The following is a 26,028-nucleotide window of genomic DNA, read 5'->3' as shown; positions in this document are numbered from 1 at the left end:
TTTACCACCTTTTTATTTCTCTAAGAAAACTTCATCTAAAAATTCAACTATACTTTTTCTTGCTGGCTCTGTTTTATCTAGTATTGTATATAACTGAAATACATGAGGCATATTTTCATACTCTTCTAATTTACAATGTGAACCTGCTTTTTTTATCTTTTCACATACTATTTTACTATCATCTGCTAATATTTCTAAACCACCATACTGTATTAAAGTTTTAGGGAAACTAGAAAACTCAGCATAAACTGGTGATAATAAAGGATTTTTAACATCATTTCCTTCTACATAAGGGTTATGTAATAAAAACTTATTATACATACTTTTCCCCATTAGTAGATCTTGTTTAAACCTTGTAAATCTACTTTTAACTCTATTACTTGGGTCTGCCCATGGAGACATTAGTACAAGGGCATCTACTTTTTCTTCATTTAAATTTCTTCTAAGTAAAGTGTTAGATAATACAACATTTCCACCACTACTATCCCCCATAAGAATTACCTTTTTATACTTTGGTTTTAAATAATTTAGTAGCACTTCTAACTCATAAGTTTGACTAGGGAATCTTTTACCCTTATAGTTTAAAAAAGCAATATCAAAATTAGATTTTGACATATCTTTAATTTCTTGCATCATTTTTACATAATCTTGATAAATTACTATTCTTACAAATGCTCCACCGTGTACATACAAAACTAAATTATCACTTACATTTTTTCTATATAAATAATATTTAATACCTTCAACTTCTCTTGAACTTAGTTTATATTCGTCACTTTCTGGTATTAAACTATCATCTTTAGGTACGGTTTTTTCTACATATTTTTCATAAACGGTATCTTTGTTATCTACAACCCTATTTATCATTATATCTATTGCTGCTAAATAAAAAGGGGTACATGAACTAACAATTAAAAAAGTTGATATTAGCATTAATATTTTTTTTATTATTTGTTTCATACTACCTCCACTCTAATTTATTTTTTAATACATTATAGTAATTCATATCATTTGTTTCCAATATTTCAACATATTTATCACTTAACTTTAGACTAACATTTTTTTTATTTCCAATCTTTAAACCATCTACATATATATTAGAATCTGATACTACTTTTAAAATAGTATCTTTTAAAATTAAACTTCTATTTGATAAATATTGCGAGGCTATTGCCACTATATTTAAAAGTCTAAGTTCAGGGTGAATTATACTCCCACCTGCACTTAGTGCATAAGCTGTAGATCCTGTTGGAGTTGAGATTATAAGGCCATCTGCTCTATATGATGTTATTAAATTATTGTTATCGTATAGCTTTATTTCTTCTATATATTCATTTTTAAATACTATATCATTTAAGGCGTAAATTATCTTATCATCTATATTACACTCTAATAAGTACCTTTTGCTTAATTTATATTCATTATTTTTTATAGAATCAATAACTTTTTTTATATCTTTTGACTCTATATCTGCCATGTATCCAATCTTACCAAAATTTATAGCTACTATTGGTACCATATGTTTTAGGCTATAGTTTTTTGCCCTTAGTATTGTTCCATCTCCTCCAAATGAAAAAATATACGATACATTTTCATTAGTTTCAATAAAACCATTCTCTTTTAATATTTCTAACTGTTTAGATATATCTATTCCATCTTTTTTTACTACTTTTATTCCAATAGTCTTCATAATTATCCTAAATATTTTAACACTTCTAATGGATCATCTATACTGATTTTGGCAAGATTTTTTTCACCATAACCATGATTTAAGTAAATCATATCTATATTTGCATTTTTTGCAGTGTTTATATCAACTATCATATCTCCAACAAAAAGCATATCTTTTTTATCATATTCTTTTGCTATTTCATTTAAGTAATATGGATCTGGTTTACCCTTATATGAAATATTTCTTTTTAGTCCAAATACATATTTAAAATTAAAATCTTTTAATATAGTTTTAGAATGTAAAACTGCTAAGTCGTGATCTTTATTAGTAACTATTGCTATATCAATATTTCTTTTTTCAAGTTCTGATAAAAGTTTATCTATATTTGGATAAATATATATTCCACTTAGGAAGTCTTTATTATATTCTACAATAGCTTCATCTACTAATATTTCTTTACTAAGTTCTAATTTTTGAATATCATTAATCCTTTCAAACAAGACAGAAAAACCTTTACCTATAAAATCTTTAAATTTTTCAACATCATAGGTATTATAGCCGTGTTTTTTTAAAACAACATTTACACTTCTGCAAATTGCTGGTATAGTATCAACTAATGTTCCATCTAAATCAAAAATCACTATTTTCTTACTCATTTATTTCTCCTAAAACTTTTATAAACCTATCATTATCAAATACTTTATTAGATATTAAAGTATTTATGAAGCCCTTCATAAATATTTTGTATACAAAATTATCAAAAAAGAAAAATTTATCTAAATGCTCTTCTCTAACTTCTTTTTCAACTAAATCTTTGTACTTATTCATATCTTCATTTTCTTCCATTAATTCTAATACTAAATCAATTGATAATGCGCATTGTAGTATTTGATCAAGTTCTAATATTTCTTCATTTAATTTATCATCTATTACAAGAACTCCTAAATTATTTTTTTTAAATAGAGCTTTTTTACTTTCTTTTAGATTAAATACCATATATACATATTCATTAAACTCATATGTAATGATGTCAATATCTAAAAAACTTTTATTTATCTTTTCTATTAATTTATTATTTTCTTTTTTTATTCTAATAGCATTTAAAATATATTCTAATACCTCTATGTTATTATCCAATATTTTTCTTATTTTAGCATTAAATAGAGGATACTTATTTATATCATGTAGATTTTCTAGTAAATAGTAATCTAAATTATCATAGTTGTATGTATATTTTATACTCATTTTACTCTCCGCTTTTTTTAATTTTTCCTATTAAATATTTTAATCTACTTGTTACCATTTTTATACCAACTCTATTATCCTTACCATTTGGTATTATTACATCAGCATATCTTTTACTTGGTTCAACAAACTCTAAATGCATTGGTTTTACAGTTTCTATATATTGATTCTTTATACTTTCAAAACTTCTAGCTCTTTCTTTTATATCTCTTTCCATTCTACGAAGTAATCTTATATCATCATCTGTATCAACAAATATTTTCATATCCAGCATATTTCTTAATTCTTCAACTGCAAAAAGAAGTATCCCTTCCACTATTATTATATCTTCTGCTTCTATTACTTCACTTTTATCTGTTCTTAGGTGAGTAGTAAAATCATATATAGGTTTTTCTATACTTTTACCAGCTTTTAAATCCTTTATATGTTCTACTAAAAGCTTAAAATCAATCGAATTTGGATGGTCATAATTTAATTCTTTTCTTACATCAAAAGGCATGTCTTTATTATCTGCATAATATGAGTCTTGTTCTAATAAGGCAACCTTACAACCATACTTTTTCAAATCATCAACTATTAAATTAGCAACACTTGTTTTACCTGAACCTGTTCCACCAGCAATTCCTATTATTACCTTGTTCATATTTCTCCTATAATTGTTCTAAAACACTAATAACTCTACTTTTATCACTTGTAATTTCTAAAATTTCTTCTAATAAGTCTTCTTCAAATGAAAGTTTTGAAATTTTTCTTAAAATTTCTAAATGTTCTTGCCCAGCATTTTCTGGTGCAACTATCATGAAAAATATTCTAGTAGCAATTCCATCCATAGAATTAAATTCCTTACCTTCTCTACTAATTGCAACTGCCATTTTAATATCATTTACATATTTAGATTTACAATGTGGTATAGCTATACCATCTTGCATTCCTGTAGATGATATTTTTTCTCTTTCCATTATATCTCTAACTAATTTTTTTAAAGTTTCTTCATCTTTTGTAAAAAGTTTTGCAATTTCTTCAATTATTTTATCTTTTTCATTAGCTTTTACATCAAATATTATTCTAGATTCGTCTAAAATACTTTTAATTTCCATACTCTCTCCTTATTAATTCAACAATTTCATCTTCAGTGTATTTTGATACATCTAAAGTTAAATATCCTTTATTTTTAAACCACGTAAACTGTCTTTTTGCATACCTTCTACTGTTTCTTTTAATTAGTTCTATAGCTTCATCTAAACTTAAATTATTTTTAAAATATTCATTTAACTCTTTATATCCTATTGCTTTAATATTTTCACCAAATTCAGCATATATATTCTTTGCTTCTTCTATTAGTCCAGTTTCAATCATTATATCTACTCTTTTATTTATTCTATCATAAAGATTTTCTCTGTCTCTTACTAGAAATACTTTTAAAAATTCTCTATCATTACCAATAATATTATTATATTCATGATTCCCTATTTCTATTTTTCTAATAAGTCTTACCTTATTATTTAAATCTAGCTTATCTTTTTTTATATTTTTTTTATCTAATATCTCAATTAATTCTTCTTTTGATAAACCTTCTAAATATTTTCTATAAGCTTCATCTTTTTTATTAGTATCGCTTAATCCATCTGTAATAGATTGTATGTATAGTCCTGTTCCACCTGTTATTATAAAAGCTTTATCTTTATTATCATTTAAAATTTTATTTGCATCTTTATAATAATCAGATACACTGTATTCATAATCTGGTTCCACTATATCTATTAGATGATGCTTTATACCTTTTTTTTCTTCTTCTTTAATTTTAGCACTTGCTATATCTAATTTTTTATATACCTGCGTTGCATCACAGTTTATTATTTCCATATTAAATTCTTTTGCTAATCTTAATGATAAACTAGTTTTACCAACAGCCGTAGGCCCTGCTAATACAATACATTTACTAGACATATTCAAATTCGTATCCTTCAATTACTATAGTATCTCCTATTTTAACACCGGCTTGTAATAGCTTTTGCTCCATTCCAATATTACGCATTACTTGTAAGAATTGAATTATACCCTCTTCTCCTAAGAAAACATATTTATTTAAAACATTATCCACAACTTGTCCTGAAACTTCAAATACATTTGGTTCTATTTCTTTTATTATCCAATCTTCTTTTCTTTTTATAACTTCTTGTAAAACTTCATCTAAATCTCTTATATCTTCAATATCTTCATATTCGATTTCTTTTAGTTTTTCATTAGTTAGATTTATTAGTTCTTTTATACCATAATTAGAAATTACTGACATTTCATGAACTGGAACTTTTACCTTATTTTTAAACTCTTCTATTTTTGTTTCATCAAATAGCATATCAACTTTATTTAAAACTACTATTTGATTTTTTTTAGATAATTTACTACTAAATTTTTCTAATTCTTCATTTATTTTATAGTAATCCTCAATAGCAGATCTTCCATCTATTTCTGATATATCTACCATGTGCACTATCAATTTACATCTTTCTATGTGTTTTAAGAATTTATCTCCTAAACCTATTCCACTATGTGCTCCTTCAATAAGACCTGGTATATCTGCTATAACAAATGAATCTGTATCATTTACTCTAACAACACCTAATTTTGGTTTTAGTGTTGTAAAATGATATGCTCCTACTTTTGAGTTTGCTTGACTCACCTTATTTATTAGTGATGATTTACCTACACTTGGATATCCAACTAAAGCAACATCAGCTAACATTTTTAATTCTAGTTTTACTTTTAATTCTATTCCACTTCTTCCACTTTCAGCTATTTTTGGTGCTTTTCTTATTGAATTTTTAAAATGTATATTTCCTCTTCCACCATCGCCACCTTTTAATAAGGTTCTAGTTTCATTAGCTTTATTCAAATCTAATAATAGCTTATTTGTTTCAAAATCTCTTATCATAGTTCCTACAGGTACATGAATTATTACATCTTCTCCATTTTTTCCTGCACATCTACTACCAGAACCTTTAGCTCCATTTGTAGCACTTAATTTTCTAATATTTTTAAAATTAAGTAAGGTGTTCATATTAGGATCTGCAAAAAATATTACATCTCCACCTTTTCCACCATCGCCACCATCTGGTCCACCAAATTGTACAAACTTTTCTCTTCTAAAAGTTGCTGCTCCATCTCCACCGTCACCAGATTTTACCGTTATAACACTTTCATCTATAAACATTTATTCTCCTTATCTATAAAATAGGACTTATATTATAAGTCCTAAAATTACTCTTCTATCTGTTCTTCTTTTTCTTCTAGGTTTTCTACACTTATAGAAGCAGGAATTGAAGCATAAACTTTATCTGTTATTTTTTCAATTCTTCCACCTAGAACCGTTGTTGCTCCTAGAATGAAATCATAAGTTCTTTGAGCTTCTTCACTTGATAAATTTTCAAGATTAAAAGCAACTATATTCTTTTGCTTTATTAGTTCTGCAATCTTTCTTGCTCCAGAACTATAATTTAATGGTCTTATTATTTTTAAACCAAAGTCAAATGTTTCTTCACCAGATTCATTATTTATAAATTTACCAAATTTTACTGCCATAGTTAAAACCTCCCATTTATTTTTAATTATATACTTTTTTGCCCATTATTTCAAGGAAACTAAGCTTTTTTTGTAATGGGATTATTTTTTTATTAACATACTCCCAAACTACCATTAGTTAAGCTTCCTTTTCTTTTTATAGTTGAAACACTAACGTTAAAAGCATTACTTAATTCAATAATTGTTATTTTATAATTTCATATTGTCTATAATTCACTCTTTTATCAAATTTATCATAGTTCATATTATTTAGAATTCTAGTTGTTTATAATTATAATCAATACCTATTGAAATATTTTTTTATTATTTTATTAACTAAAAAAAATGACTAATTAGAAATTTTTAATCTAATTTAGTCATCTTTAATTAAAATTTAATTTTATTAAATGCTGGAGTGATAATTTTATCTAGTCTATCTCTTAATATTTTTTTATAAAATTCTTTTTGTTCTTTTGAAATTATATAAATGTCTTCTTTCTTTTCTGGAAGTCCATCTACTAACATTAGTATATCATTTATTTTACTTTTTATTTTAGGTTGATTTCTTAAAATTGCTTCTTTTAAATGATTATCTAAAGTTGAATTTAGAGGCTTATTTTTATCATCATTCCCAAACGTCAATTTTTCAATTGCTCCTAAAATATTTATTTGTTTTTTGTTCATTTCATAGGGAATGCTATCAAATTTTAAAACAGAATTATATACACTTTCTTCACTTAATATCTTATTTATTTTTTCTATATCATGCTTATTATAGAAGGAATTTCCATTATCATATATAGGTGATAATTCATATATATTATTTTCTTCATCAAAAAGTAATCCAAAATTACCTAAGTGTCTGTCATTATTTGTAATGAAACCATCAATAACTAACATATCAAAAAATCTGTCAATTATATTTATATTTCTTAATTTAGGATTTGTTTTAAAAACTAAATATAATTCTTCTAAATTTGTATTATTTCTATTACCAGTTTTAAAGTTTTCTCTTGTTTCATTATACCCAACTAAATAATCGTTATAAATACTTTTAATTTCTTTTAATCTAATATTTTTACTAGTAAAGTCTCTACATGCTACAACCAATTTATTATCAAAAATACCCAGTTTAGTTTCATGAGTATCAAATCCTAAAATTTGATAAATATGTGAACCTAAATATTCTGAAATAGGACTAGTTGTGTATGATATATTTGTATTAACGAAATCATTATTTTTCTGTGGAAATTTTATTTTTTTCCCGCATAATCTCTATCATTTATTTTGTAATTATCAAATTTTTTTATTTCCATATATTACCCTAGTTTATCATATCTATACATTAACTTTAAATGTTCTTCATATGTTAGCTTACCATTTCTATGTGCCATTAATGAGCATACTTCTAACTCACTTGCTTTTTCTACCCACATATCACTAACCTTCTGTTTATCAATATTTTCACTTTTTGCAAGTTTTGCAATTTCTTCTAATTCTAAAATCATATCATTTATATAGTCAGGTACTTTAAAATCAATTTTTATTTTTTCATTTATAGTCATATAAATCACCTCACCTAATTTTATCACATTAAAGCTAGAAAAAAAAGCCATCTCTGGCTTTTTATATACTTTATTTATTTTCAAAGTGTGCTCTAACTATTGGTGCAACTTCTTCACCGAATAATCTAATAGCTTCTAAAGTCTTTTCATGAGGTATAGATCCTACTGGTAAGTGTAACATAAATCTATCTATTCCAACTTCTTCCATGACTCTTATTAATTTTTGTGCAACTTTTTCAGGACTTCCTACAAACATTGCTCCGTATTCTCCTACCATATTTAAATAATGTTGGTAAGATAATGGTGCCCATGTTGCTCTATCTTGTGCTATTCTATCTTGCAGAGCTTTTGTTGGGTGGAAGTAATCTTTTATAGCTTCTTCGTTATCACGAGCTACATATCCCCAAGAGTGTACTCCTACTTTTAGGTCTTCTTTTTTAAATCCACTTTCTTCCCCTACTCTTTTATATAGTTCTACTAATCTTGTAAAGTAGTTAGGATTTCCACCTATTATTGCATATACTATAGGTAATCCTCTTTTAGCTATATTTATAGTTGATTCAGGATTTCCACCTGTTGCAACCCATATAGGTAAATCTAATGCTCTAGGATAAACAGGTCTTGCGTTAACACTTTGTGTGTGTTTACCTCTCCAAGTTAATACTTCGTTTTCCTTAATTTTTAATAACATATCTAACTTTTCGCTAAATAATTCATCATAATGTCTTAAATCATATCCAAATAATGGGAATGATTCAATAAATGACCCTCTACCTACCATAATTTCTGCTCTACCACTTGATAATGCATCAACATGAGAGAAGTTTTGGTAAACTCTTACTGGGTCGTTTGATGATAATACAGTAACAGCACTTGATAATTTAATATGTTTTGTTTTAACTGCCGCTGCTGCTAAAATCATTTCTGGACTTGATACTGCAAAGTCATCTCTATGGTGTTCTCCTACTGCATATATATCTAATCCTACTTTATCAGCAAGTTCCACTTCTTCTATCATATTTCTTATTCTTTGATCATGACTTAATTTTGTTCCATCTTCCATTACAGTTGTTTCACCGAATGTTGATATACCTAATTCTATTTTCATAATATCACCTCTTCGTTTTTTATACATATATATTAACATTTTATGAAAATATTGCAATAAGGTACTTTTTAGTAACCGTTAACTTTTCTTATTTTTATTTATATAACTTACAATATTAAAAATCATAAGCTTATCATCTATCTCTCCACTTTTAAACATTGTTTCATTTTTTACTATATTTAATAAAATTTTAAATATATTTTTTGTAGTATAACGATTTATATTTTTATTTTTTAAATAAGCAACATAATAGTGAAGTAAAAATATATCTTTATACTTTTCATACTCTTTTTTAAATGTATTGTAATCAGTACTTAATTTTAATTTTGATAATCTATGTAAAATTTCGAACTCTTTATATAGACCGTATACTATTCCCATATACATACTTGAATTTATTTTATCAATATCAACATTAGCAAACATAATATTATCTACAATATCTGATATTTTCTTGTCCAAACTCTCGCTAATTAATCCATCTAATTTAGCAAAGGAAAACACTTCATCTTTTAAAACTAAATTATATTTATATATTTCATTTTTTATATGATTATAGTCTGTTCCTATTAAGCTTATTAATTTTTTCTTATCTTCATTTGAAATTTTTAAGTTTTTATCTATATAGTCATTTAATAAATCGTCTTCATTTTCAATATTTACTATATTTTTAGTTATTTTTTCAAAATCTTTTAAATATATATTTTTTGTCTTGTATTCTGCGAAATAATCAATCAATATATCTTTTTTATCATCTTCATACTCTTTTAAAGTATCAATTAGATTTTTCATTTTCTTTACTTTTTCTGCTCTTCTAAGTATAATAAGCTCTCGTTTTGAAAATAGGCTTACATTATATATACTGTTTAAAAATAAGTCATATTCACTTTCTATACTGGCATCAAAAATTGATATATCAGTATATTCTTTTTTTATTTCGTCAATCTTAATTTGTCTACTATTTAAACCAGATACAAAGTATATCATCTATATATACCTATTGTTTCTCTAACTTCTTTCATTTTGTTATATGCTAGTTCTTGCGCTCTTTTTTTACCTTGGTCTAGTATTTCATTTACATAATCCATGTTATTTAATAGTTTTTCTCTTTTATAACGAGCATCTTTAAAGTATTCTAAAATTGACTCTAGCAGTTCTTTTTTTGCGTGTCCGTAACCATAATTACCTGCTAAAAATTTATTTTTCATAATATCTACTTCTTCTTTGCTTGCAAATAATGAATAAAGTTTAACTATATTATTATCTGGATCTTTTGGTTCCTCTAGTCCTTTACTATCAGTTACTATAGACATAACTTGTTTTTTTAATTCTTTTTCAGGTAAAAACATATTTATTATATTTCCATATGACTTACTCATTTTTTCACCATCCGTACCAGGAACTATTGCAACTGAGTCTAATATTAAATCTTCTGGTAATTTGAATACATTTTTATTATATGCTTCATTAAATTTTATAGCTATATCTCTTGTAAACTCAACATGTTGTTTTTGATCTTTTCCAACAGGAACTAAATCTGTATCATATAGTAAGATATCTGCTGCCATTAATACAGGATAAGTAAATAGTCCTGTATTTGGTTTCATACCTTTTGCTATCTTATCTTTATATGCATGCCCTCTTTCTAAAAGTGAAATAGGAGTAACATTTGATAAAATCCACATAAGTTCAGCGTGATAACTTACGTCTGATTGTAAAAATATTGTTGATTTTTTAGGATCTAGCCCTAATGCTAGGTAATCTAAAACCGCATTTTTTGTATTTTCTTTTAATTTTTCACTATCTTTACTAGATGTTAATGAGTGAAGATCAGCTAGAAAATATAGCCCATCATACTCATCTTGTGAATCAACAAATTGTTTTAAGGCTCCAAAATAGTTTCCTATATGAAGTGTCCCACTTGGTTGAATACCAGATAAACTTCTTTTTTTCATTTTTACACCACTTTCTAAAAAGGTCTTTTTTCTAAATGAGGTTTATAGTATTTGCATTCATTTTCTCTAATTTCTTCTAAACTATATTCTTTTAAAAGTTCTCCATTTTCAAATACTATATTCATTATAGAATCTTTATGATAATTATTTTCACCTAAATTTGTAATATTTATAGTTCTTATTTTTTCATTCTCATCTATTATTAAATCTAATCTACCTTTTTTACTAATTTTTCCTTTGTCGGTTATAGGGTCTTTATATACATCTACAAAACTATCCTTTATTTTTACTGAGCTACATTTCATAGCAAATCTATGAGTGTCTCTATTTATACTAGAGTTTTTATTACCTTGCAGCAAAGCTCCCCCTGAACCTAAGCTAATATTTTCAGCACTATACCCCATATCTGTAATAGACTTTAGTATATCCCATACAGTATTCTCATATACACTATCACCTTGTATAATTCTCACATGGTTTAGTACCTTATATCCTTTTTTATTTATAGTTACCCCAAAAGCATTTTCTAATTTTTCTAGGGCAAATAAGATATTTGTAATTGCGTCACCACTATCTGGTCTTATTACTAACAAATTATCTCTTTTTATTATTTTATCTTTTAAATCCTCACAAATTATATGTTCTACTGCATTAAAGAAATTATATGAATCACAAACTACAGCTAATTGATTATCTTTAAATGAATCAATTATATGTTCTATTGCTTTTTTTTCATTTTCTCTTCCCCAAGATGTAATTGTGCTATGTTCTGCTGCTGGAATACTAAATCCTGCACAGTCAATGTTATAGTAATGTCTACCATAAACTAAAGCTTTTATATTATCAGTTCCTAAAAAGTTAGTTAAATGAGCAAGACCTCCTATACCAGCACTTTCTTCACTACTTGTACCTCTATACCCAAAATCATGTAGCTTAAATAGAATTTCTTCATCTACATTATCACATGTTTTTTCCAAAAAATATTTTATTATTTGCTTTATCTTATATGAATAAGTAGCAACTGTAATTGGATACCAAGTTTTTAAAAGTAAAGTTTCAAACCAAGAAACAATATATGGAACATTTTTATCTGTTGACTCTACTGTAATTAGTACATTGTGATTAGGAATTATAGCGCCTTCTTCAACTGCTCTTATTCTAAGTGGTATTTTCCCATCTAATTTTTCTACAATATAGTCAAAATCTTCTCTAATAAATGGTATTCCATGTAGCTTAAAAATTTCACTTGCTTCATCTACCATTTCTTTTGTAAGTCTTACTGTTAAATATTTTTTTAAGTAATATTGTAATCCAAAAAACTTAGTATATCCGTACTCACCACCACGGCTTTCAATATAGCTATGCATATACATCATATTATCTGGGTATTGCTTTGGGTGTGATATTTTGTAAGAATCACAAGTTAAAATTGGGTTTATATTCATTATTTTACATCCTCTCTTGTCATTTCAAATAATTCGTGTAACTTCTTCACTACTATGTTATCATCAGCAAATATTATAATTTGATCTCCTTCATATATTTTTGTATTACCATCCGGTATAAACTCATAATTATTTCTCTCAATCCCAATAACTAACATATTTTTTGGCCAATTTACATCTTTTATAAACATACCAGCTAACTTAGAGTTTTCAATAACTGCTAATCTTATTGCTGTCATCTTGTTTGATGGTTTTATTTCTTCATCATTCTCATATTCTTTTAAGTTTTTCTCAAACATTCTATGATATAGTAAATCGTAAACTCCTTCATTTTTTATTAAATCAGATATTATATATGAAAAAGCTGCTGCTATTGTAAGTGAAAATAAATTTGAAAAATTCCCTGTCATTTCTAGTATTAAAACTATTCCAGTTATAGGAGCTTTTACTATAGCACTAAAGTAAGCCGCCATAGATAGAAGCATAAAGTGTATTAAATATGCGTCACTTAAATTGAATAAATTAACTATAACTATTCCATAAACTTTTCCTATTAGTGCTCCTAATACAAGTAGAGGTAAAAATATACCACCTGCTGCACCAGTTGAATAACTAAACATTGTAAATATGAATTTAAATAATAGCAATAATATTACTACCTTAAATGCTGTCTGACTAAGTATTAATTTCTCTATTAAACTATGTCCACCACCAGTAATATCTGGCATAAAGTATACAGCAAAAAAAGATATAATAGATACTATTATCATTTTTATATACTTATTTAGCTTTATATCTCTATATATATTAAGTGATTTAATAAGACAATAATTAAATAACTTTGCAGATATTGCCATAAAAAAACTTAAAATTAAAACTAAAAATATTTCAAAAGATATGTCTTTTATTGTATTTCCCATAGGGTTTGCAGTTATAAAATGGGATAATACTACATTTCTACCTAAAAAATACTGAACTACTAGATTTGATGAGATACTAGCTAGTAAAGTACAAATGAGTAAAATTGGTGAGAAGAATTTTTTTAATTCCTCTAAGGCGAATATTGTTCCTGATAGTGGAGCATTAAATGCCGCAGCAAGACCTGCTGAAGCTCCTGAACTTAGTAAATATTTTCTCTCTACATCTGGCCTATTTGATGTGCTATTAACACCATCAGCCATTAGTGCTCCTAAATGTATTGATGGTCCTTCACGACCTAGGGATAGTCCCATAAATATGGCTAATACCCCTGCAAAAAATTTATTTACAATTTCAAAAAACCAATTAAATGTAATTTGTCTATTTAAAACACCTTCTACTTGTGGAATACCTGATCCACTTATTAAAGGAAATTTATTTAATAAAAATTGTATTATTATAGCTGATATGAAAAATAAAAAAAGTAGTAATCCTATATTAAATCCCATGATTTCATTTCTAATTATTACTATCTTATCTAAACTAACTCTATATAATACAACTACAATACCAGTTAAAAATCCAATTATTATAGAAAAGAGGATTAATTTTAGTCTGGTCTTATTTGATTTTAATTTATTAACGTCACCTATTGATGCGAATATACTTCTTTTCATTTTATTACCTCTTTTATTTTGGTGGAAGTGACGAGAATCGAACTCGTGTCCATAATAAGGGTCCAAATAAACTTCTACAAGCTTAGTCATTCTAACTTTTTCGTTTATTAGATAATAGAATAACAGATGTCTATAAACTAGCTTATTAAATTTCCCATAGGCTATAAGCATTACCTAAGGTTAGCTATTTAAAGTGACGCTAGAGACTACTAAATAGCATCATAGTTCTAGCGAAGCTGCATTACGCAGCTAAAGCGAATTTTTTATTTCCGTTTAAATTTTAAAAGATTTATAGTATCGCTACTGCCTGCTTATTAAATGCTTCTTATCATGTCGAAACCTTTACACTCCCACAGTTAAGTCATTATATCAATTTTTTGTAACTTATTCAACGGTATTTTACTTGTATAATTGAAAAAAACTAGCATAAATGCTATTATTAGGGTATAAAACACAGGAGGAAAAAGTTATGATATACTTAATTTTGCTATCAGTATTGATAGTAATTATACTAATATTTTTAATTTCAATAAAAAATAATTTTGTAACACTTGATAATCAAAATAAAGAAGCGTGGAGCAATATTAAAGTTTATTTACAAAAAAGATTAGATTTAATTCCAAATTTAGTTAATACTGTAAAAGGATACAGTAAACACGAAAAAGAAACTCTAGAAAAGGTTATAGAGGCTAGATCTAGATTAGTTAACATTGATTTATCTAATATAGACAATATAGAGAAAATAAAAGAGTATGATAATATGCTAACAAACGCACTAAGACATATATCAATGCTAAGTGAGTCGTATCCTGATTTAAAAGCAGATAAAGAGTTTTTAAAACTTCAAAGTTCATTAAGTGAAATTGAAGAAGATGTACTAAATTCAAGAAGATACTATAATGCAACTTGTAGAAATTTAAATATATTTATAGAAAAATTCCCTAATTCAATGTTCTATAACTTATTTAAATTTAGAAAAGCTATCTTTTTTGAAGAAGGAAATGATAATAAAAACTACGATGTAAAGGTAGAATTTTAATGTTTATCTTATTTTCAATATTTTTAGGGATTTTTATGGGAATTATTACCTATATATTTGGAACAGGGCTTCTATTTTTATCAAGTTATCGTGAAAATCATATTTATTTAATACTATTTTTACCTTTTATTGGAGCTATAGTATATTATGTATATGAAAAGTATGCGAAAATTTTAAAAAAGGGAATGAAACATGTAAAGGCATCGTATAATTATGAAGAAGATATAGATAAAAAACTAATTCCTTTTATTACAATATCAACTTGGCTATCTCATTTATTTGGGGCTAGTGTTGGTCGTGAAGGGGTAGCTGTTCAAATTGGGGCTAGCTTTTCTAATTTAACATATAAGTATTTTAAGCTAGAAAAACATATAGCAATTTTAGCTGGAATGAGTGCTGGATTTAGTGGACTTTTTGGAACTCCATTAGCTGCTATTATATTTCCTATTGAAATACTTCATAATAGAGAAAAAAAATTAGGTATAGCTGATATATCAATAATTATTTTATCTAGTTTTATAGCTAGTTTTACAAGTGCTAAACTAGGTTTACCACACTTTAAGTTTAAGCTAACAGAAAACTATAATATTTCTTTAAAACTAATCTTAGTAACAGTAATTGCATCAATACTATTTTCTATTTCAGCTGTTATATTTACTAAACTAACAAGTTTTTTAAAACCGTATTTATCTAAAAATATTATAAGAGTATTTTTATTATCAATAGTATTAGCTTTAATAATTTACTATTTTAGAGATGGTAGATATGCAGGACTTGGTACTAATTTAATAAGTTTATCATTTGAGAATAACGGAACAAGTATTTTAAATTTAGATTTTTTATTCAAATTACTCTTAACATCATTTTCTCTTTCACTATTTTATCAAGGTGGAGAGGTAACTCCTTTATTTGCAATGGGATCAAGTCTTGGGGTTATAATTTCAAATGTATTTAATGTACCAGTATACTTATTTGCATCACTTGGGTATATTGGAGTATTTTCAGGTTCTACTAATACACTAATAACTCCTATGATGATAGCTTATGAAGTATTTGGGTATAATGGCTTAGTTTATGCAGTAATAAGTTCTGTATTAATATATTTTATAACAAGAAAAAATTCTATATACTAAAAAATGAGGATTCACCTCATTTTTTTTATAAATATTAATTAGGATTGACTTTATGAAACCGTTTACATTTAATATTATATTATTTTTTAATATTTTTGTCAATTAAAATTTAAAGACCCTATCTCTAGGGTCTTAAATACTTATAAACTAATATTTTCTTCTGTTTCTATATCAAATATATGACATTTTGTTGTATCAAATGCAAATTTTTCTAATCCTGCTTTTCTATGAACTATTCCTTCTACATTTTGTCTACATGTAAATTGGTGTCCTCCTAGTTTGAAGTAAATATATTCTTCATTTCCCATTTGTTCTACTACTGATATATCTCCTTCTACACCATCAGCTGCTACTGATATTGCTTCTGGTCTTATACCAAACACAACTTTTTTACCTACATATGATTTAACTTTTTCTGCTTTTTCTTCACTTAATTTAATTTCTACTCCATTTATATCTACATATATAGAGCCTTCTTTTTCTACTAACATACTATCTATTAAGTTCATTGTAGGTGACCCTATAAATCCTGCAACGAATTTATTTGCTGGTTTATGATATAAATTAAGCGGTGTATCTACTTGCATTATTCTTCCAAGTTTTAATACTGTAATTCTATCTCCCATTGTCATTGCTTCTACTTGGTCATGTGTTACATATATCATTGTATTTTTTAACTCTTTATGTAATTGTGTTATTCTAACACGCATTGATACTCTTAATTTTGCATCTAAGTTTGATAATGGTTCGTCAAATAAGAAAACTTCTGGCTCTCTTACTATAGCACGTCCTAATGCAACCCTTTGTCTTTGTCCTCCAGACATTTCTTTTGGTTTTCTATCTAGTAATTCTGTTATCTCTAGTTTTTCTGCTGCATCTTTAACTCTTCTATCAATTTCTTCTTTTGGAGTTTTTCTTAATTTTAATCCAAAAGCCATATTTTCATATACTGTCATATGTGGATATAATGCATAACTTTGGAATACCATCGCTATTCCTCTGTCTTTTGGTGGTATATCATTTACTAATCTATCTCCTATGTAAACTTCTCCTCCAGTTATATCCTCTAATCCTGCTATCATACGAAGTGTTGTTGATTTTGCACATCCTGATGGACCTACAAATACCATAAACTCTCCATCTTTTATTTCAAGATCTATTCCATGTACTGCTTTAAATCCATTAGGATATTGTTTTTCAACTCCTTTTAATATTACTTTTGCCATATTAATCCATTCCTTTCCTATCTTTTTATTTTTCTATAGATATATACTATTAAATTCATAATTATACTCGTAATTACTATTGGTAAATAATTGAAGTATATTGCGTACATCATATCTTTTTTCTCTATGAACATTAGCATTATAACACTTACCATATTTATAATCAATGGGGCATAATATAGTCTTTTTGTTAACCTATTTAATAGATAAGTTGCAATTATTGACCCCAGTATAAATAATTTACCATAATAAAGCCATAAGAAAAATATCATCCTTTAACTGCTCCCATTGTAATACCTTGTGTAAAGTAACTTTGGAATGATAAGAATATTATTATCATCGGTAATGATGCAACTGCTGCTCCTGCCATTAATAATCCATAGTTTAATGAGAATTCAGCTTGTTGAGCCATACTTGCAACCCCTAATGGTAATGTTTTCATAAGCTCACTATTTGTATAAATTAATTGTGAGAAGTAGTCATTCCAAGAAGCTATGAATGTAAAGATAGCTAATGCTCCAATTCCTGGTTTAACTATAGGTAATACTATACTTAAAAATGTTCTAAGTTCCCCACAACCATCTATTTTAGCCGATTCTAATAATTCCTTTGGAACCGAATGTGAAAATTGTTTCATTAAAAATACCCCAAATGGCCAACCTACAGCTGGTAAAATTAGTACTCTATAAGTATCTACCCAACCTAATTCAGTCATGAATTTTAATAAAGGTATTAGTATAACTTGTTTTGGTAATGCCATAGCTGCAACAAATAAAGTAAATAGAATATACATACCAGGAAATTGTTTTTTAGCTAATGCATAACCTGCTAATGCTGCTGTAGAACATACTAGTATTGTTGTAACTGTTGATACAAATACTGAGTTGAAAAACCATCTAAATGTATTTCCTTCAAATAACACACTATAGTTATCTAATGTAGGAGTTTTAGGAAACCATTCAGGCGGTATGCTTATTGCAACTGATTGTATTTTAAATGATCCTGTTATTATCCAATAAAATGGAAATAAGAAGAATATCGCAAAAGCAACTAATATTAACATAAATATTATTGATATTGGTGATTTTTTCTTAACACTCATTGTTTATTCCTCCTAATCCTTATCAAAATCTAATATTTTAAATTGAACTAATGAAATTATTCCAATTATTATTGCTAACACAACACCCATAGCAGAAGCAGATCCAAATCTACTTTCAACAATTGCTTTTTGATAAACTAAATACATTACAGTAGATGTAGCATAGTTTGGTCCACCTGCTGTTAATAATTGAATTAAAGCAAATATTTGGAAACTGTTTATTGTAGTAACTACAACAATATATAGTGTTGTTGGTTTTATCATAGGCCATATTATATGTCTAAATACGCTTCTATCGTTTGCTCCATCTATCATTGAAGCTTCTATTAAATCTTTAGGAACATTTCCTAAAGCAGCTACATATAATATTATAGGTTGTCCAACACTTGTAGTAATCAATATTGCTATAATAGCATATATAGCTGTTCTTGGATTACCTAGCCAATCTATATTTTCACTTATTATATGTGTGCTTTGTAATATGTAATTTAATATCCCATATTTAGGGTGATATATCCAGTTCCATACAACTGTTACTGAAACAACAGATGAAATTGCTGGAAGATAGAATACTCCTCTAAAAAATGATCTTGTTATTGGATTTTTTTCATATATATTCATTGCAACAAATATAGAAAATGCAACTACTATTGGAACTGCAATAGCAGTTATTAGCACTGTATTTACAACTGATTTTAAAAATACTTCATTTCCTAGTAAATCAGTATAATGATCCATTCCAACAAATGTTACACTTCTTCCTCTGAATTTATATAATGATAAGTAAACTCCTTTAATCATTGGATATAATACGAAGGTCATAAAAAATAGTAATGCTGGTGCTATGAATAAGTAAGCACTGTAATCTATCTTTTTATATTTAAACTTTGCTTTTGTACTCATACTTTATCCTTTCTTATAGTTAGGAGGGAGATTTACCCCCTCCTTTTTTTTATTTTACTATTTAGCGTCTTTTATAGTTGCGTTTGCATCTTTAACAAATCCATTTAATCCATCAGCTGGAGTGATTTGTCCATTTAATACACCTTGAACCATGTTGAACCATAATGGTCTCATTTGAGGGAATCCATCTATTATGTTGTAGTATGGTCCATAGAATGAACTTAAGCTTTCTAAGTATTTAACTTCAGGATCATTTCCATAAGTTCCTGTAACACCTTTAACTGGTGAGAAGTTCTTAGTTGCTTTTAATGCTCTTGGTCCCCATACAGGGTCAGTTGTAACAAATTCTACGAATTCTTGAGCAGCTTTTGCTCTTTTTTCATCATTATTATCAAATACAGCAGCACCTGCTAATAAGAATTCAAATTTAGCTTGTCCACTATCATTAGGGAATGCAACGAACACTGGTTCTATTACACCATCAGCTATTGCTTTTTGGTGAGCAGCTAATGCTTTTAATCCTGCAGAGTATAAAATAGTTCCTGCAGCTTTACCTGTTGCAAATGCTTCTAGAGCATCTTTAGCTTCAGCTGATACTGATTTACCTATTAAACCTTTATCATATGCAGATTTTAACCAAGTTAATCCTTTTATAGCACTTGGAGTATTTATTGCATATTCAGTAACTTCATTATTTGTAATCCAAGCATTACCTATATTAGAAACAAATGCTCTTGGTCCTTGGTCTCCTGCTTGTGATTTAGTATAGAATAATACTGGATCTATACTAGCATCTTTTTTATGAATTTTTGTTAATAAAGCTTCAAATTCTTTAACTGTCCAGTTTCTTCCTGGTTTGTTTAATGGTAACATATCTGTTACACCTAATTTATCAGTTATTTTTTTGTTGAATGCCATTAAGAATGGTTGAGATCCTAAAGGTCTTAAGTATAATTTACCATCTACTGATGAAGCTGTAACTAAGCTATCAGCAAATTGAGATTTATCTACATTATTAAATGGTACTAAGTATCCATCTTTTGCCCAAGCTATGATACGTCCTGGAGCATCAAATACTACGTCTGGAGCTGAATTTGCTTGTATTGCAGTATTTAATTTTGCTGGTCCATCAGTAAAGTCAATTTTTTGATATTCTATTTTTATATTTGGGTTTTTTTCTTCAAAAGCTTTAATTAAAGCGTGATCGAATTCTTCTGAATCTTTAAATTCGCTATCCGCATTAAAGTTAGGGAATCCCCAGTATTTAATTGTAACAACTTCGTTAGCTTTAGCTTCTTGGTTGTTAGCTTTTTCTTCCTTGTTACCACATGCTATAACTGCAACAGTTAAAGCAGCAACACTCATAAATTTAAATAATTTGTTTTTCATAATTATTTACCTCCTAATTTTATTAATAAATTTTTTTATTAGCTTTTATTTATCTTTATATTTTTCTATAACTTCTTCTATTTTCTTATTAATTCTTTCGCAAAGTTTTTTATCTTCGTCAGTTTCAACAGGTAACATAGGTCCACGTGGATTTCCTGTTTCAACCCCTCTTAAGTGTAGTATGTATTTAGCAACTCCATATAAGTTTGGACCACTTAATAAGTCAGCTATTATATCATTAACTTCATCTTGTAATTTTCTTGCTACTTTTATTCTTTCTTGATCCATAAGATCATTTAGTTTCATGAATAATTCTGGCATTACACCATAAGTTCCACCTATACCTGAGTCTGCCCCTATAATTCTTCCAGCAACAAATTGTTCATCTGGACCATTAAATACTATAAAGTCATGTCCTTTTACTTTATCTCCAACAAATTTGAATCTTTCTAATTCATAAGTTGATTCTGATGAACACTTAATTCCAATAACTTTTTCATTTTGTGCCATTTCAGTAAATAAAGAAATTGGTAAATTAAATCTTGTTGTTTGCGGAATATGATAGATAATAAATGGTAAATCAGTTGCATCTATCATAGCATCCCAGTGTCTTTTAACTGCTCTTGGACTAAATCCATAATATACACATGGTATAGATGATATAGCATCTACTCCCATTTCTTCTGCATGTTTAGCTAATCTTACTGATTCTGGAGTAGAGTTAGCTCCAATATGTGCTATTATTGTCATTTTACCTTTTGCTACTGACATAACAGCTTCTAACATTTTCTTTCTTTCTTCTTCTGATTGTAGTACACCTTCACCTGAACTTCCACCTACATAAAGTCCTTTTACTCCTTTATCTAAGTAGTACTGAGTTAATTTCTTTGCTCTTTCGCTACAAACATTACCTTCTTCATCATATGCTGAATAAAGTGCTACAAAAACTCCTTTAAATTTCTCTAAATCGTATTTCATCTTAAATCCTTTCTGAAAGATAAAACATACCATAAAGACCGGCAGAATTTGCTAATTTTGCTAGTTTAATTTCTGTTTTAAACTTTTTATCTATTATTTTTTTGTTAATGCTATTTAATATTTTGTTTTCTAGATATTCCTTCTGAGCTGTAATTCCGCCTCCTATAACTATCACACTAGGGTTTAATATGTATATAATATTTAACATCCCAGTTGTTAGATTATCTACAAGATTATCTATAGCTTCTAGACAAATCTTATCGTTATTTTTTGCTCTTTCAAAAATTTCTAAACCATTCAATCTAGTATTTAATTTTTTCTCTACACTATCTAGAAGATATGTAGTTGATGCTAAGTTTTGATAATAATTATTATTAAGTGGCATATACCCTATTTCTCCAGCAGTTCCCGTATTTCCTGTGTAGATATCATCATTTATTATCAATGCTCCTCCAACACCAGTTCCTACTGTCATACAGAATATATCACCTTTTAATTTATTGTATTTATATTCTCCAAATGCAGCAGCATTTACATCATTTTCAACAATACATGGAATTGAAAATTTAGCTTCTATAGTCTCTTTTATTTTAGTTCCTGTATAATTTGGAATTGTAGGCCCTGCAAAAACTATTTCACCTTTTTTACTATCTACGACTCCTGCTGTTGATATAGCTATTTTTTTTATATCAGAATCTAATTTTCTTTCTATAACATCTAGTATATCAGCTAATATGAAGTTGTCATTTTCTGTTACTCTAGTGGGTATAGATTCAATTTTTATCTCACTTGTATCGTCTTTAATTTTAGCGTATTTTATGCTCATTCCACCTACGTCAAAACATAATGTACTCACTATAATCCCATTCCTTTTATAAATCTTGTAGCAATTTCTAATGGTCTTGTTATAGCTCCACCAACTACTACACAGTATGCACCTATTTCTAACATTTTTTTAGCATGTTCTGGTGTATGAACCCTACCCTCAGCTATAATAGGTGTATTTAACTCTTTAACTAACTTTTCAATTAGTTCAAAATCTGGTCCTTCTACCTTTTTAGAATAAGGTGTATAACCACTTAATGTTGTACCAATAAAATCTATTCCCATCAATTCTGCATTTTTAGCTTCCTCAAATGTTGATATATCTGCCATTAGTACAATATCAGGATATTTTTCTTTAATTTTTTTAACATGTTCGTTAATTGTAAGCCCATCATATCTAGGTCTTAGTGTACAATCTAATGCAATTATATCTGTTCCTATACTAACTAATTCATCAATTTCTTTCATTGAAACTGTAATATATTGTTCTCCACCTTCATAGTCTTTTTTTATTATTCCTATTACCGGTAAATCAACAACTTTTTTTATTTGCTCTATATCTCTTACACTATTTGCTCTTATACCCTTAGCACCAGCTTGCATTGCAGCTTTTGCCATAAAAGGCATCAAAGACATTTTGTCATAGTATAATGGTTCATTTTCAAGAGCTTGACATGAAACTATTAGTTGCCCTTTAATTTTTTTTAGTATTTCTTCTTTTGTCAAAATAGTTCCTCCTTTTACTTTATTTTCTTTTTGCTATTGATAATGCTATTTTTTCTTTTGATTTTATAGCTTCACACTTATTATTCATTGCATATCCTGTCGCTAGTAAATCAACTACATATAACTGAGATATTTTTGATACTAAACTTCCTCCATCTAATGGTGTTTCTCTTCCTGCTGTTAGTAGTGTAGCATCTGCTAATTTTGCAAGTGGAGATAATAAATGATTTGTTATAGCTATTACTTTACATCCATTTTTTTTAGCTATTTCAATTGGGTATATTAAATCCTTTGTATCCCCTGTTAGACTAATTGCTATTACTAAATCTTTTTCATTTAAAATCGATGAATACATGATTTGAAAATGATTTATACTTTCACTAATTATAATCTTACCAAATCTTAAAAACCTTGTTTGAAGTTCTTTTGCGGCAATTCCACTAGCACCTATACCGAAGGTAAAAATATTTTTTGAATTTTCTATGTACCCTATCGCTTTATTTAGCTCATTTATATCAATTAAATCTTTTGTTGCACTAACCATATTAGAAATATTATTCGCTATCTTTGCCATATAGTTTCCATTAGTCTTTTCTAAATACATTTCATCTTCTCTTGCTAGTTCTAATTTGAAATCTGTAAACCCCTGAAAGCCTAATTTTCTTGTAAACCTTGTAATTGTAGCTTCAGATACTTTTATTTCTCTTGAAATTTCTTGTAAACTCATAATTGCAATATCCTGCTTTTTTATTTTTACGTAATCCGCTACTTTTTTACCTTGCTTACTTAAATTTGGATAACATGAATCTATTATTGTTAAAATTTTCATTTAACCACCTCATATTTATATACATAAGATGATCTTAATCCAGGTTTTAATTCTCCCATAACAAGATAATATGTATTTTCATCTTTTTTAATAAGTACACCTCCACATATACGAGATAAGCTTGATATTTCTTTTACTTCATATGTTTGGTTTAAAAGATTGTACTTAATTATTTTATCATTCCAATTAAAACTATCTCGAGTTCTATCAAAGTATATTGGCTTATACCCTTTATCTTTTAAATTAATAACCGCCTTATCATACTCAGTTTTATCAAATCCACCCATAATTAGTAGATTATTTTCATCTAGTTTAATAGATGCTGCTCCTAATAAAGAAAAATCTAAATCTTTTAATTTTTCCCACACATTATTTTTAATATCATATCTATATGTTTCAAGGTAAGCTACATTTGATGCACCACCTAATAAGTAGATGTGTTCATTACTTAATGTATATACTGCTTGTGATCTAGGACTTGAAATAAAATCAGAAAGTCTTACTAAGCTTTTTTCACTAAAATCATATTCATATACCTTGTCATTACCAAATATTAGCCTATTTTCATATTTAACCCCAAAACTTATAGATGTATTTTCATCTACACTTAAAATTTCATTTTCTACTAAATCAATTCCATCTAGGTATATTTCATAAACCTTATTTGATAACATATAGTATATCTTATTAGCAGCGTCTTTAACTAAAACCCCGTTATCTGGCTTTATTTTCCCTATGCCATGATTTATTAAATTAAATTCCATGTCATATATGTAGTATTCGTCGTGTACCTTTCTATCATACTTATTTTCAAAATTTGAGCCACCATATACTAGGATATATTCCCCCAATACCGCTGTTATTGCTCCAGATACACCATTATCTAAAATCTTTTTAAATTCAATAAACATTGCCATCACCAATTCTATTATACCCTCATTTTTCATTTTGACAAGTTGAAAATGAAAAAAATTTCATTTTTTTGCAAAAATTTCTTTTCATGTTATACTAAAGTAAAAAGTATAAGGGGTAAGTAAATTGGAAATAATAATAGAAAAAGATGTGAAAATAGAAGATATACTAAGTGATGGTATGATAGTTAAAGATAATATGGTAATAATAGAAAATGTATCTAGTATGCCAGTCACAGTTGAAAAAAAGGCAAATAAAATATTAGTTAGGCTTAATAAATTCTCAACAGAAAATGACTTTGAAATTGCAAAGAAAATAGTTGCAAATATTGATAAATATAGTGTGGTTAATATAGACTACGAAAAAGATTTGAAAAAAGAGTTAGAAAACATTCAAGATAAAGATACAGTAATACAGTATATAAATAGACCTGTATATTTATCAAAAGAACTAATTAAAGAGCTTTTAAAAAATCCTAATTTACTAAGTGAGTTTAGTAAACTTGTATATCAAGTTCAGTATATAGATATCTATGAAGCAAATGTCAGACAATTTTATGATGATAATAAAGAAATTATATACATGTATTATGTTAATAGGGATACTGATACACTAATAAAATATGTTCCAGTAGAATCTAATTACAAAAATTCATATATAAACATAGTGGATAAAATAGACAATAAATATGAAACTATAAATATATTCAAATATTCTGAATTTTTAAATTTATTAAAAAAAGAAGACTTTAGTTTTATAGATTCAAATCATGTAGTAATAAAAAGTAAATTTAATTTAAAAGGGTAGAATTAATTCTACCCCT

At 27.1% G+C, this 26,028-nt stretch carries 29 protein-coding genes and 1 other RNA gene; 3 read left to right on the top strand and 27 right to left on the bottom strand.

What is annotated here, in order from left to right:
* Positions 1-12 precede the first annotated feature (12 nt).
* The 17 genes from OMES3154_RS02165 to ssrA form a co-directional block, all read right to left on the bottom strand.
* Entirely contained in the window at positions 13-960 is a 948-nt protein-coding gene (locus OMES3154_RS02165) for an alpha/beta hydrolase (protein WP_156683168.1), read from the bottom strand.
* A 1-nt stretch (position 961) separates the two neighbouring features.
* Positions 962-1,690: an NAD(+)/NADH kinase gene (locus OMES3154_RS02160; RefSeq protein WP_156683167.1), complete on the bottom strand. Its 729-nt coding sequence runs from the start codon at positions 1,688-1,690 to the stop codon at positions 962-964.
* Positions 1,691-1,692: 2 nt separating this feature from the next.
* The gene (locus tag OMES3154_RS02155; protein ID WP_156683166.1) at positions 1,693-2,328 is read right to left on the bottom strand and encodes an HAD family hydrolase; all 636 of its coding nucleotides are present in this window, start codon (positions 2,326-2,328) and stop codon (positions 1,693-1,695) included.
* Complete coding sequence (locus OMES3154_RS02150) at positions 2,321-2,917, bottom strand: hypothetical protein (protein ID WP_156683165.1); 597 nt, start codon at positions 2,915-2,917, stop codon at positions 2,321-2,323. The genes OMES3154_RS02155 and OMES3154_RS02150 overlap by 8 nt, the downstream gene beginning before the upstream one ends.
* A 1-nt stretch (position 2,918) precedes the next feature.
* Positions 2,919-3,560 (bottom strand): uridine kinase, encoded by a 642-nt coding sequence (gene udk / locus OMES3154_RS02145; protein WP_156683164.1) that lies wholly within the window; start codon positions 3,558-3,560, stop codon positions 2,919-2,921.
* 7 nt (positions 3,561-3,567) lie between these two features.
* Positions 3,568-4,014 (bottom strand): PTS sugar transporter subunit IIA, encoded by a 447-nt coding sequence (locus tag OMES3154_RS02140; protein WP_156683163.1) that lies wholly within the window; start codon positions 4,012-4,014, stop codon positions 3,568-3,570.
* Positions 4,004-4,870: a tRNA (adenosine(37)-N6)-dimethylallyltransferase MiaA gene (gene miaA, locus OMES3154_RS02135; protein WP_156683943.1), complete on the bottom strand. Its 867-nt coding sequence runs from the start codon at positions 4,868-4,870 to the stop codon at positions 4,004-4,006. The genes OMES3154_RS02140 and miaA overlap by 11 nt, the downstream gene beginning before the upstream one ends.
* The gene (obgE, locus tag OMES3154_RS02130) at positions 4,857-6,128 is read right to left on the bottom strand and encodes a GTPase ObgE (RefSeq protein ID WP_156683162.1); all 1,272 of its coding nucleotides are present in this window, start codon (positions 6,126-6,128) and stop codon (positions 4,857-4,859) included. The genes miaA and obgE overlap by 14 nt, the downstream gene beginning before the upstream one ends.
* Positions 6,129-6,175: 47 nt before the next feature.
* A complete protein-coding gene (locus OMES3154_RS02125) occupies positions 6,176-6,496 on the bottom strand; it encodes a cell division protein SepF (protein WP_156683161.1) in 321 nt (106 codons plus the stop codon).
* Positions 6,497-6,862: 366 nt separating this feature from the next.
* On the bottom strand, positions 6,863-7,732 hold the full coding sequence (locus OMES3154_RS02120; RefSeq protein ID WP_156683160.1) for a HipA domain-containing protein: 870 nt from the start codon (positions 7,730-7,732) through the stop codon (positions 6,863-6,865).
* Positions 7,733-7,794: 62 nt separating this feature from the next.
* A complete protein-coding gene (locus OMES3154_RS02115; RefSeq protein WP_156683159.1) occupies positions 7,795-8,040 on the bottom strand; it encodes a hypothetical protein in 246 nt (81 codons plus the stop codon).
* Positions 8,041-8,110: 70 nt separating this feature from the next.
* Complete coding sequence (locus tag OMES3154_RS02110; RefSeq protein ID WP_156683158.1) at positions 8,111-9,148, bottom strand: LLM class flavin-dependent oxidoreductase; 1,038 nt, start codon at positions 9,146-9,148, stop codon at positions 8,111-8,113.
* A 78-nt stretch (positions 9,149-9,226) separates the two neighbouring features.
* Positions 9,227-10,135 (bottom strand): DNA polymerase III subunit delta, encoded by a 909-nt coding sequence (locus OMES3154_RS02105; RefSeq protein WP_156683157.1) that lies wholly within the window; start codon positions 10,133-10,135, stop codon positions 9,227-9,229.
* Entirely contained in the window at positions 10,132-11,103 is a 972-nt protein-coding gene (trpS, locus tag OMES3154_RS02100; RefSeq protein WP_156683156.1) for a tryptophan--tRNA ligase, read from the bottom strand. The genes OMES3154_RS02105 and trpS overlap by 4 nt, the downstream gene beginning before the upstream one ends.
* 14 nt (positions 11,104-11,117) lie before the next feature.
* Positions 11,118-12,548, bottom strand: coding sequence for a nicotinate phosphoribosyltransferase (locus tag OMES3154_RS02095; RefSeq protein ID WP_156683155.1), 1,431 nt, complete (start codon positions 12,546-12,548; stop codon positions 11,118-11,120).
* Positions 12,548-14,143 carry a ClC family H(+)/Cl(-) exchange transporter gene (locus tag OMES3154_RS02090; RefSeq protein WP_156683154.1) on the bottom strand — a complete coding sequence of 532 codons (1,596 nt, stop codon included), beginning with the start codon at positions 14,141-14,143 and terminating at the stop codon, positions 12,548-12,550. The genes OMES3154_RS02095 and OMES3154_RS02090 overlap by 1 nt, the downstream gene beginning before the upstream one ends.
* A 19-nt stretch (positions 14,144-14,162) precedes the next feature.
* Positions 14,163-14,495: a transfer-messenger RNA gene (ssrA, locus tag OMES3154_RS02085) on the bottom strand.
* Positions 14,496-14,612: 117 nt separating this feature from the next.
* Between ssrA and OMES3154_RS02080 the strand changes: the two genes are divergently transcribed.
* Both OMES3154_RS02080 and OMES3154_RS02075 read left to right on the top strand, forming a co-directional pair.
* Positions 14,613-15,182 (top strand): LemA family protein, encoded by a 570-nt coding sequence (locus OMES3154_RS02080; protein ID WP_156683153.1) that lies wholly within the window; start codon positions 14,613-14,615, stop codon positions 15,180-15,182.
* 35 nt (positions 15,183-15,217) lie between these two features.
* Positions 15,218-16,315: a chloride channel protein gene (locus OMES3154_RS02075; RefSeq protein WP_197271463.1), complete on the top strand. Its 1,098-nt coding sequence runs from the start codon at positions 15,218-15,220 to the stop codon at positions 16,313-16,315.
* A 140-nt stretch (positions 16,316-16,455) separates the two neighbouring features.
* Here the strand turns inward: OMES3154_RS02075 and OMES3154_RS02070 are convergent, their stop codons facing one another.
* From OMES3154_RS02070 to OMES3154_RS02025, 10 genes are read right to left on the bottom strand one after another with little or no spacing between them, the layout of a single operon-like run.
* Positions 16,456-17,541, bottom strand: coding sequence for an ABC transporter ATP-binding protein (locus tag OMES3154_RS02070; RefSeq protein ID WP_156683151.1), 1,086 nt, complete (start codon positions 17,539-17,541; stop codon positions 16,456-16,458).
* Between the two features lie 17 nt (positions 17,542-17,558).
* Positions 17,559-17,813 carry a hypothetical protein gene (locus OMES3154_RS02065; RefSeq protein WP_156683150.1) on the bottom strand — a complete coding sequence of 85 codons (255 nt, stop codon included), beginning with the start codon at positions 17,811-17,813 and terminating at the stop codon, positions 17,559-17,561.
* Positions 17,810-18,643 carry a carbohydrate ABC transporter permease gene (locus OMES3154_RS02060; protein ID WP_156683149.1) on the bottom strand — a complete coding sequence of 278 codons (834 nt, stop codon included), beginning with the start codon at positions 18,641-18,643 and terminating at the stop codon, positions 17,810-17,812. Before OMES3154_RS02060 ends, OMES3154_RS02065 begins: the two co-directional genes overlap by 4 nt.
* 12 nt (positions 18,644-18,655) lie before the next feature.
* Entirely contained in the window at positions 18,656-19,546 is an 891-nt protein-coding gene (locus OMES3154_RS02055; protein WP_156683148.1) for a carbohydrate ABC transporter permease, read from the bottom strand.
* Between the two features lie 57 nt (positions 19,547-19,603).
* Positions 19,604-20,935 carry an ABC transporter substrate-binding protein gene (locus OMES3154_RS02050; RefSeq protein ID WP_156683147.1) on the bottom strand — a complete coding sequence of 444 codons (1,332 nt, stop codon included), beginning with the start codon at positions 20,933-20,935 and terminating at the stop codon, positions 19,604-19,606.
* A gap of 45 nt (positions 20,936-20,980) precedes the next feature.
* Positions 20,981-21,913 carry a dihydrodipicolinate synthase family protein gene (locus tag OMES3154_RS02045; protein ID WP_156683146.1) on the bottom strand — a complete coding sequence of 311 codons (933 nt, stop codon included), beginning with the start codon at positions 21,911-21,913 and terminating at the stop codon, positions 20,981-20,983.
* A gap of 1 nt (position 21,914) precedes the next feature.
* Entirely contained in the window at positions 21,915-22,769 is an 855-nt protein-coding gene (locus tag OMES3154_RS02040) for an ROK family protein (RefSeq protein ID WP_231679249.1), read from the bottom strand.
* Positions 22,769-23,464 (bottom strand): N-acetylmannosamine-6-phosphate 2-epimerase, encoded by a 696-nt coding sequence (locus tag OMES3154_RS02035; protein WP_156683144.1) that lies wholly within the window; start codon positions 23,462-23,464, stop codon positions 22,769-22,771. The genes OMES3154_RS02040 and OMES3154_RS02035 overlap by 1 nt, the downstream gene beginning before the upstream one ends.
* 19 nt (positions 23,465-23,483) lie before the next feature.
* The gene (locus OMES3154_RS02030; protein WP_156683143.1) at positions 23,484-24,293 is read right to left on the bottom strand and encodes a MurR/RpiR family transcriptional regulator; all 810 of its coding nucleotides are present in this window, start codon (positions 24,291-24,293) and stop codon (positions 23,484-23,486) included.
* Complete coding sequence (locus OMES3154_RS02025; RefSeq protein ID WP_156683142.1) at positions 24,290-25,240, bottom strand: hypothetical protein; 951 nt, start codon at positions 25,238-25,240, stop codon at positions 24,290-24,292. Before OMES3154_RS02025 ends, OMES3154_RS02030 begins: the two co-directional genes overlap by 4 nt.
* A gap of 91 nt (positions 25,241-25,331) precedes the next feature.
* Between OMES3154_RS02025 and OMES3154_RS02020 the strand changes: the two genes are divergently transcribed.
* Entirely contained in the window at positions 25,332-26,012 is a 681-nt protein-coding gene (locus tag OMES3154_RS02020; protein ID WP_156683141.1) for a DUF4299 family protein, read from the top strand.
* The last annotated feature ends 16 nt before the right edge of the window (positions 26,013-26,028 follow it).

This window comes from Oceanivirga miroungae, assembly GCF_902505095.1.
GTDB classification, from domain to species: Bacteria; Fusobacteriota; Fusobacteriia; order Fusobacteriales; family Leptotrichiaceae; genus Oceanivirga; species Oceanivirga miroungae.
This window is presented reverse-complemented; position numbering and strand designations above follow the sequence as displayed.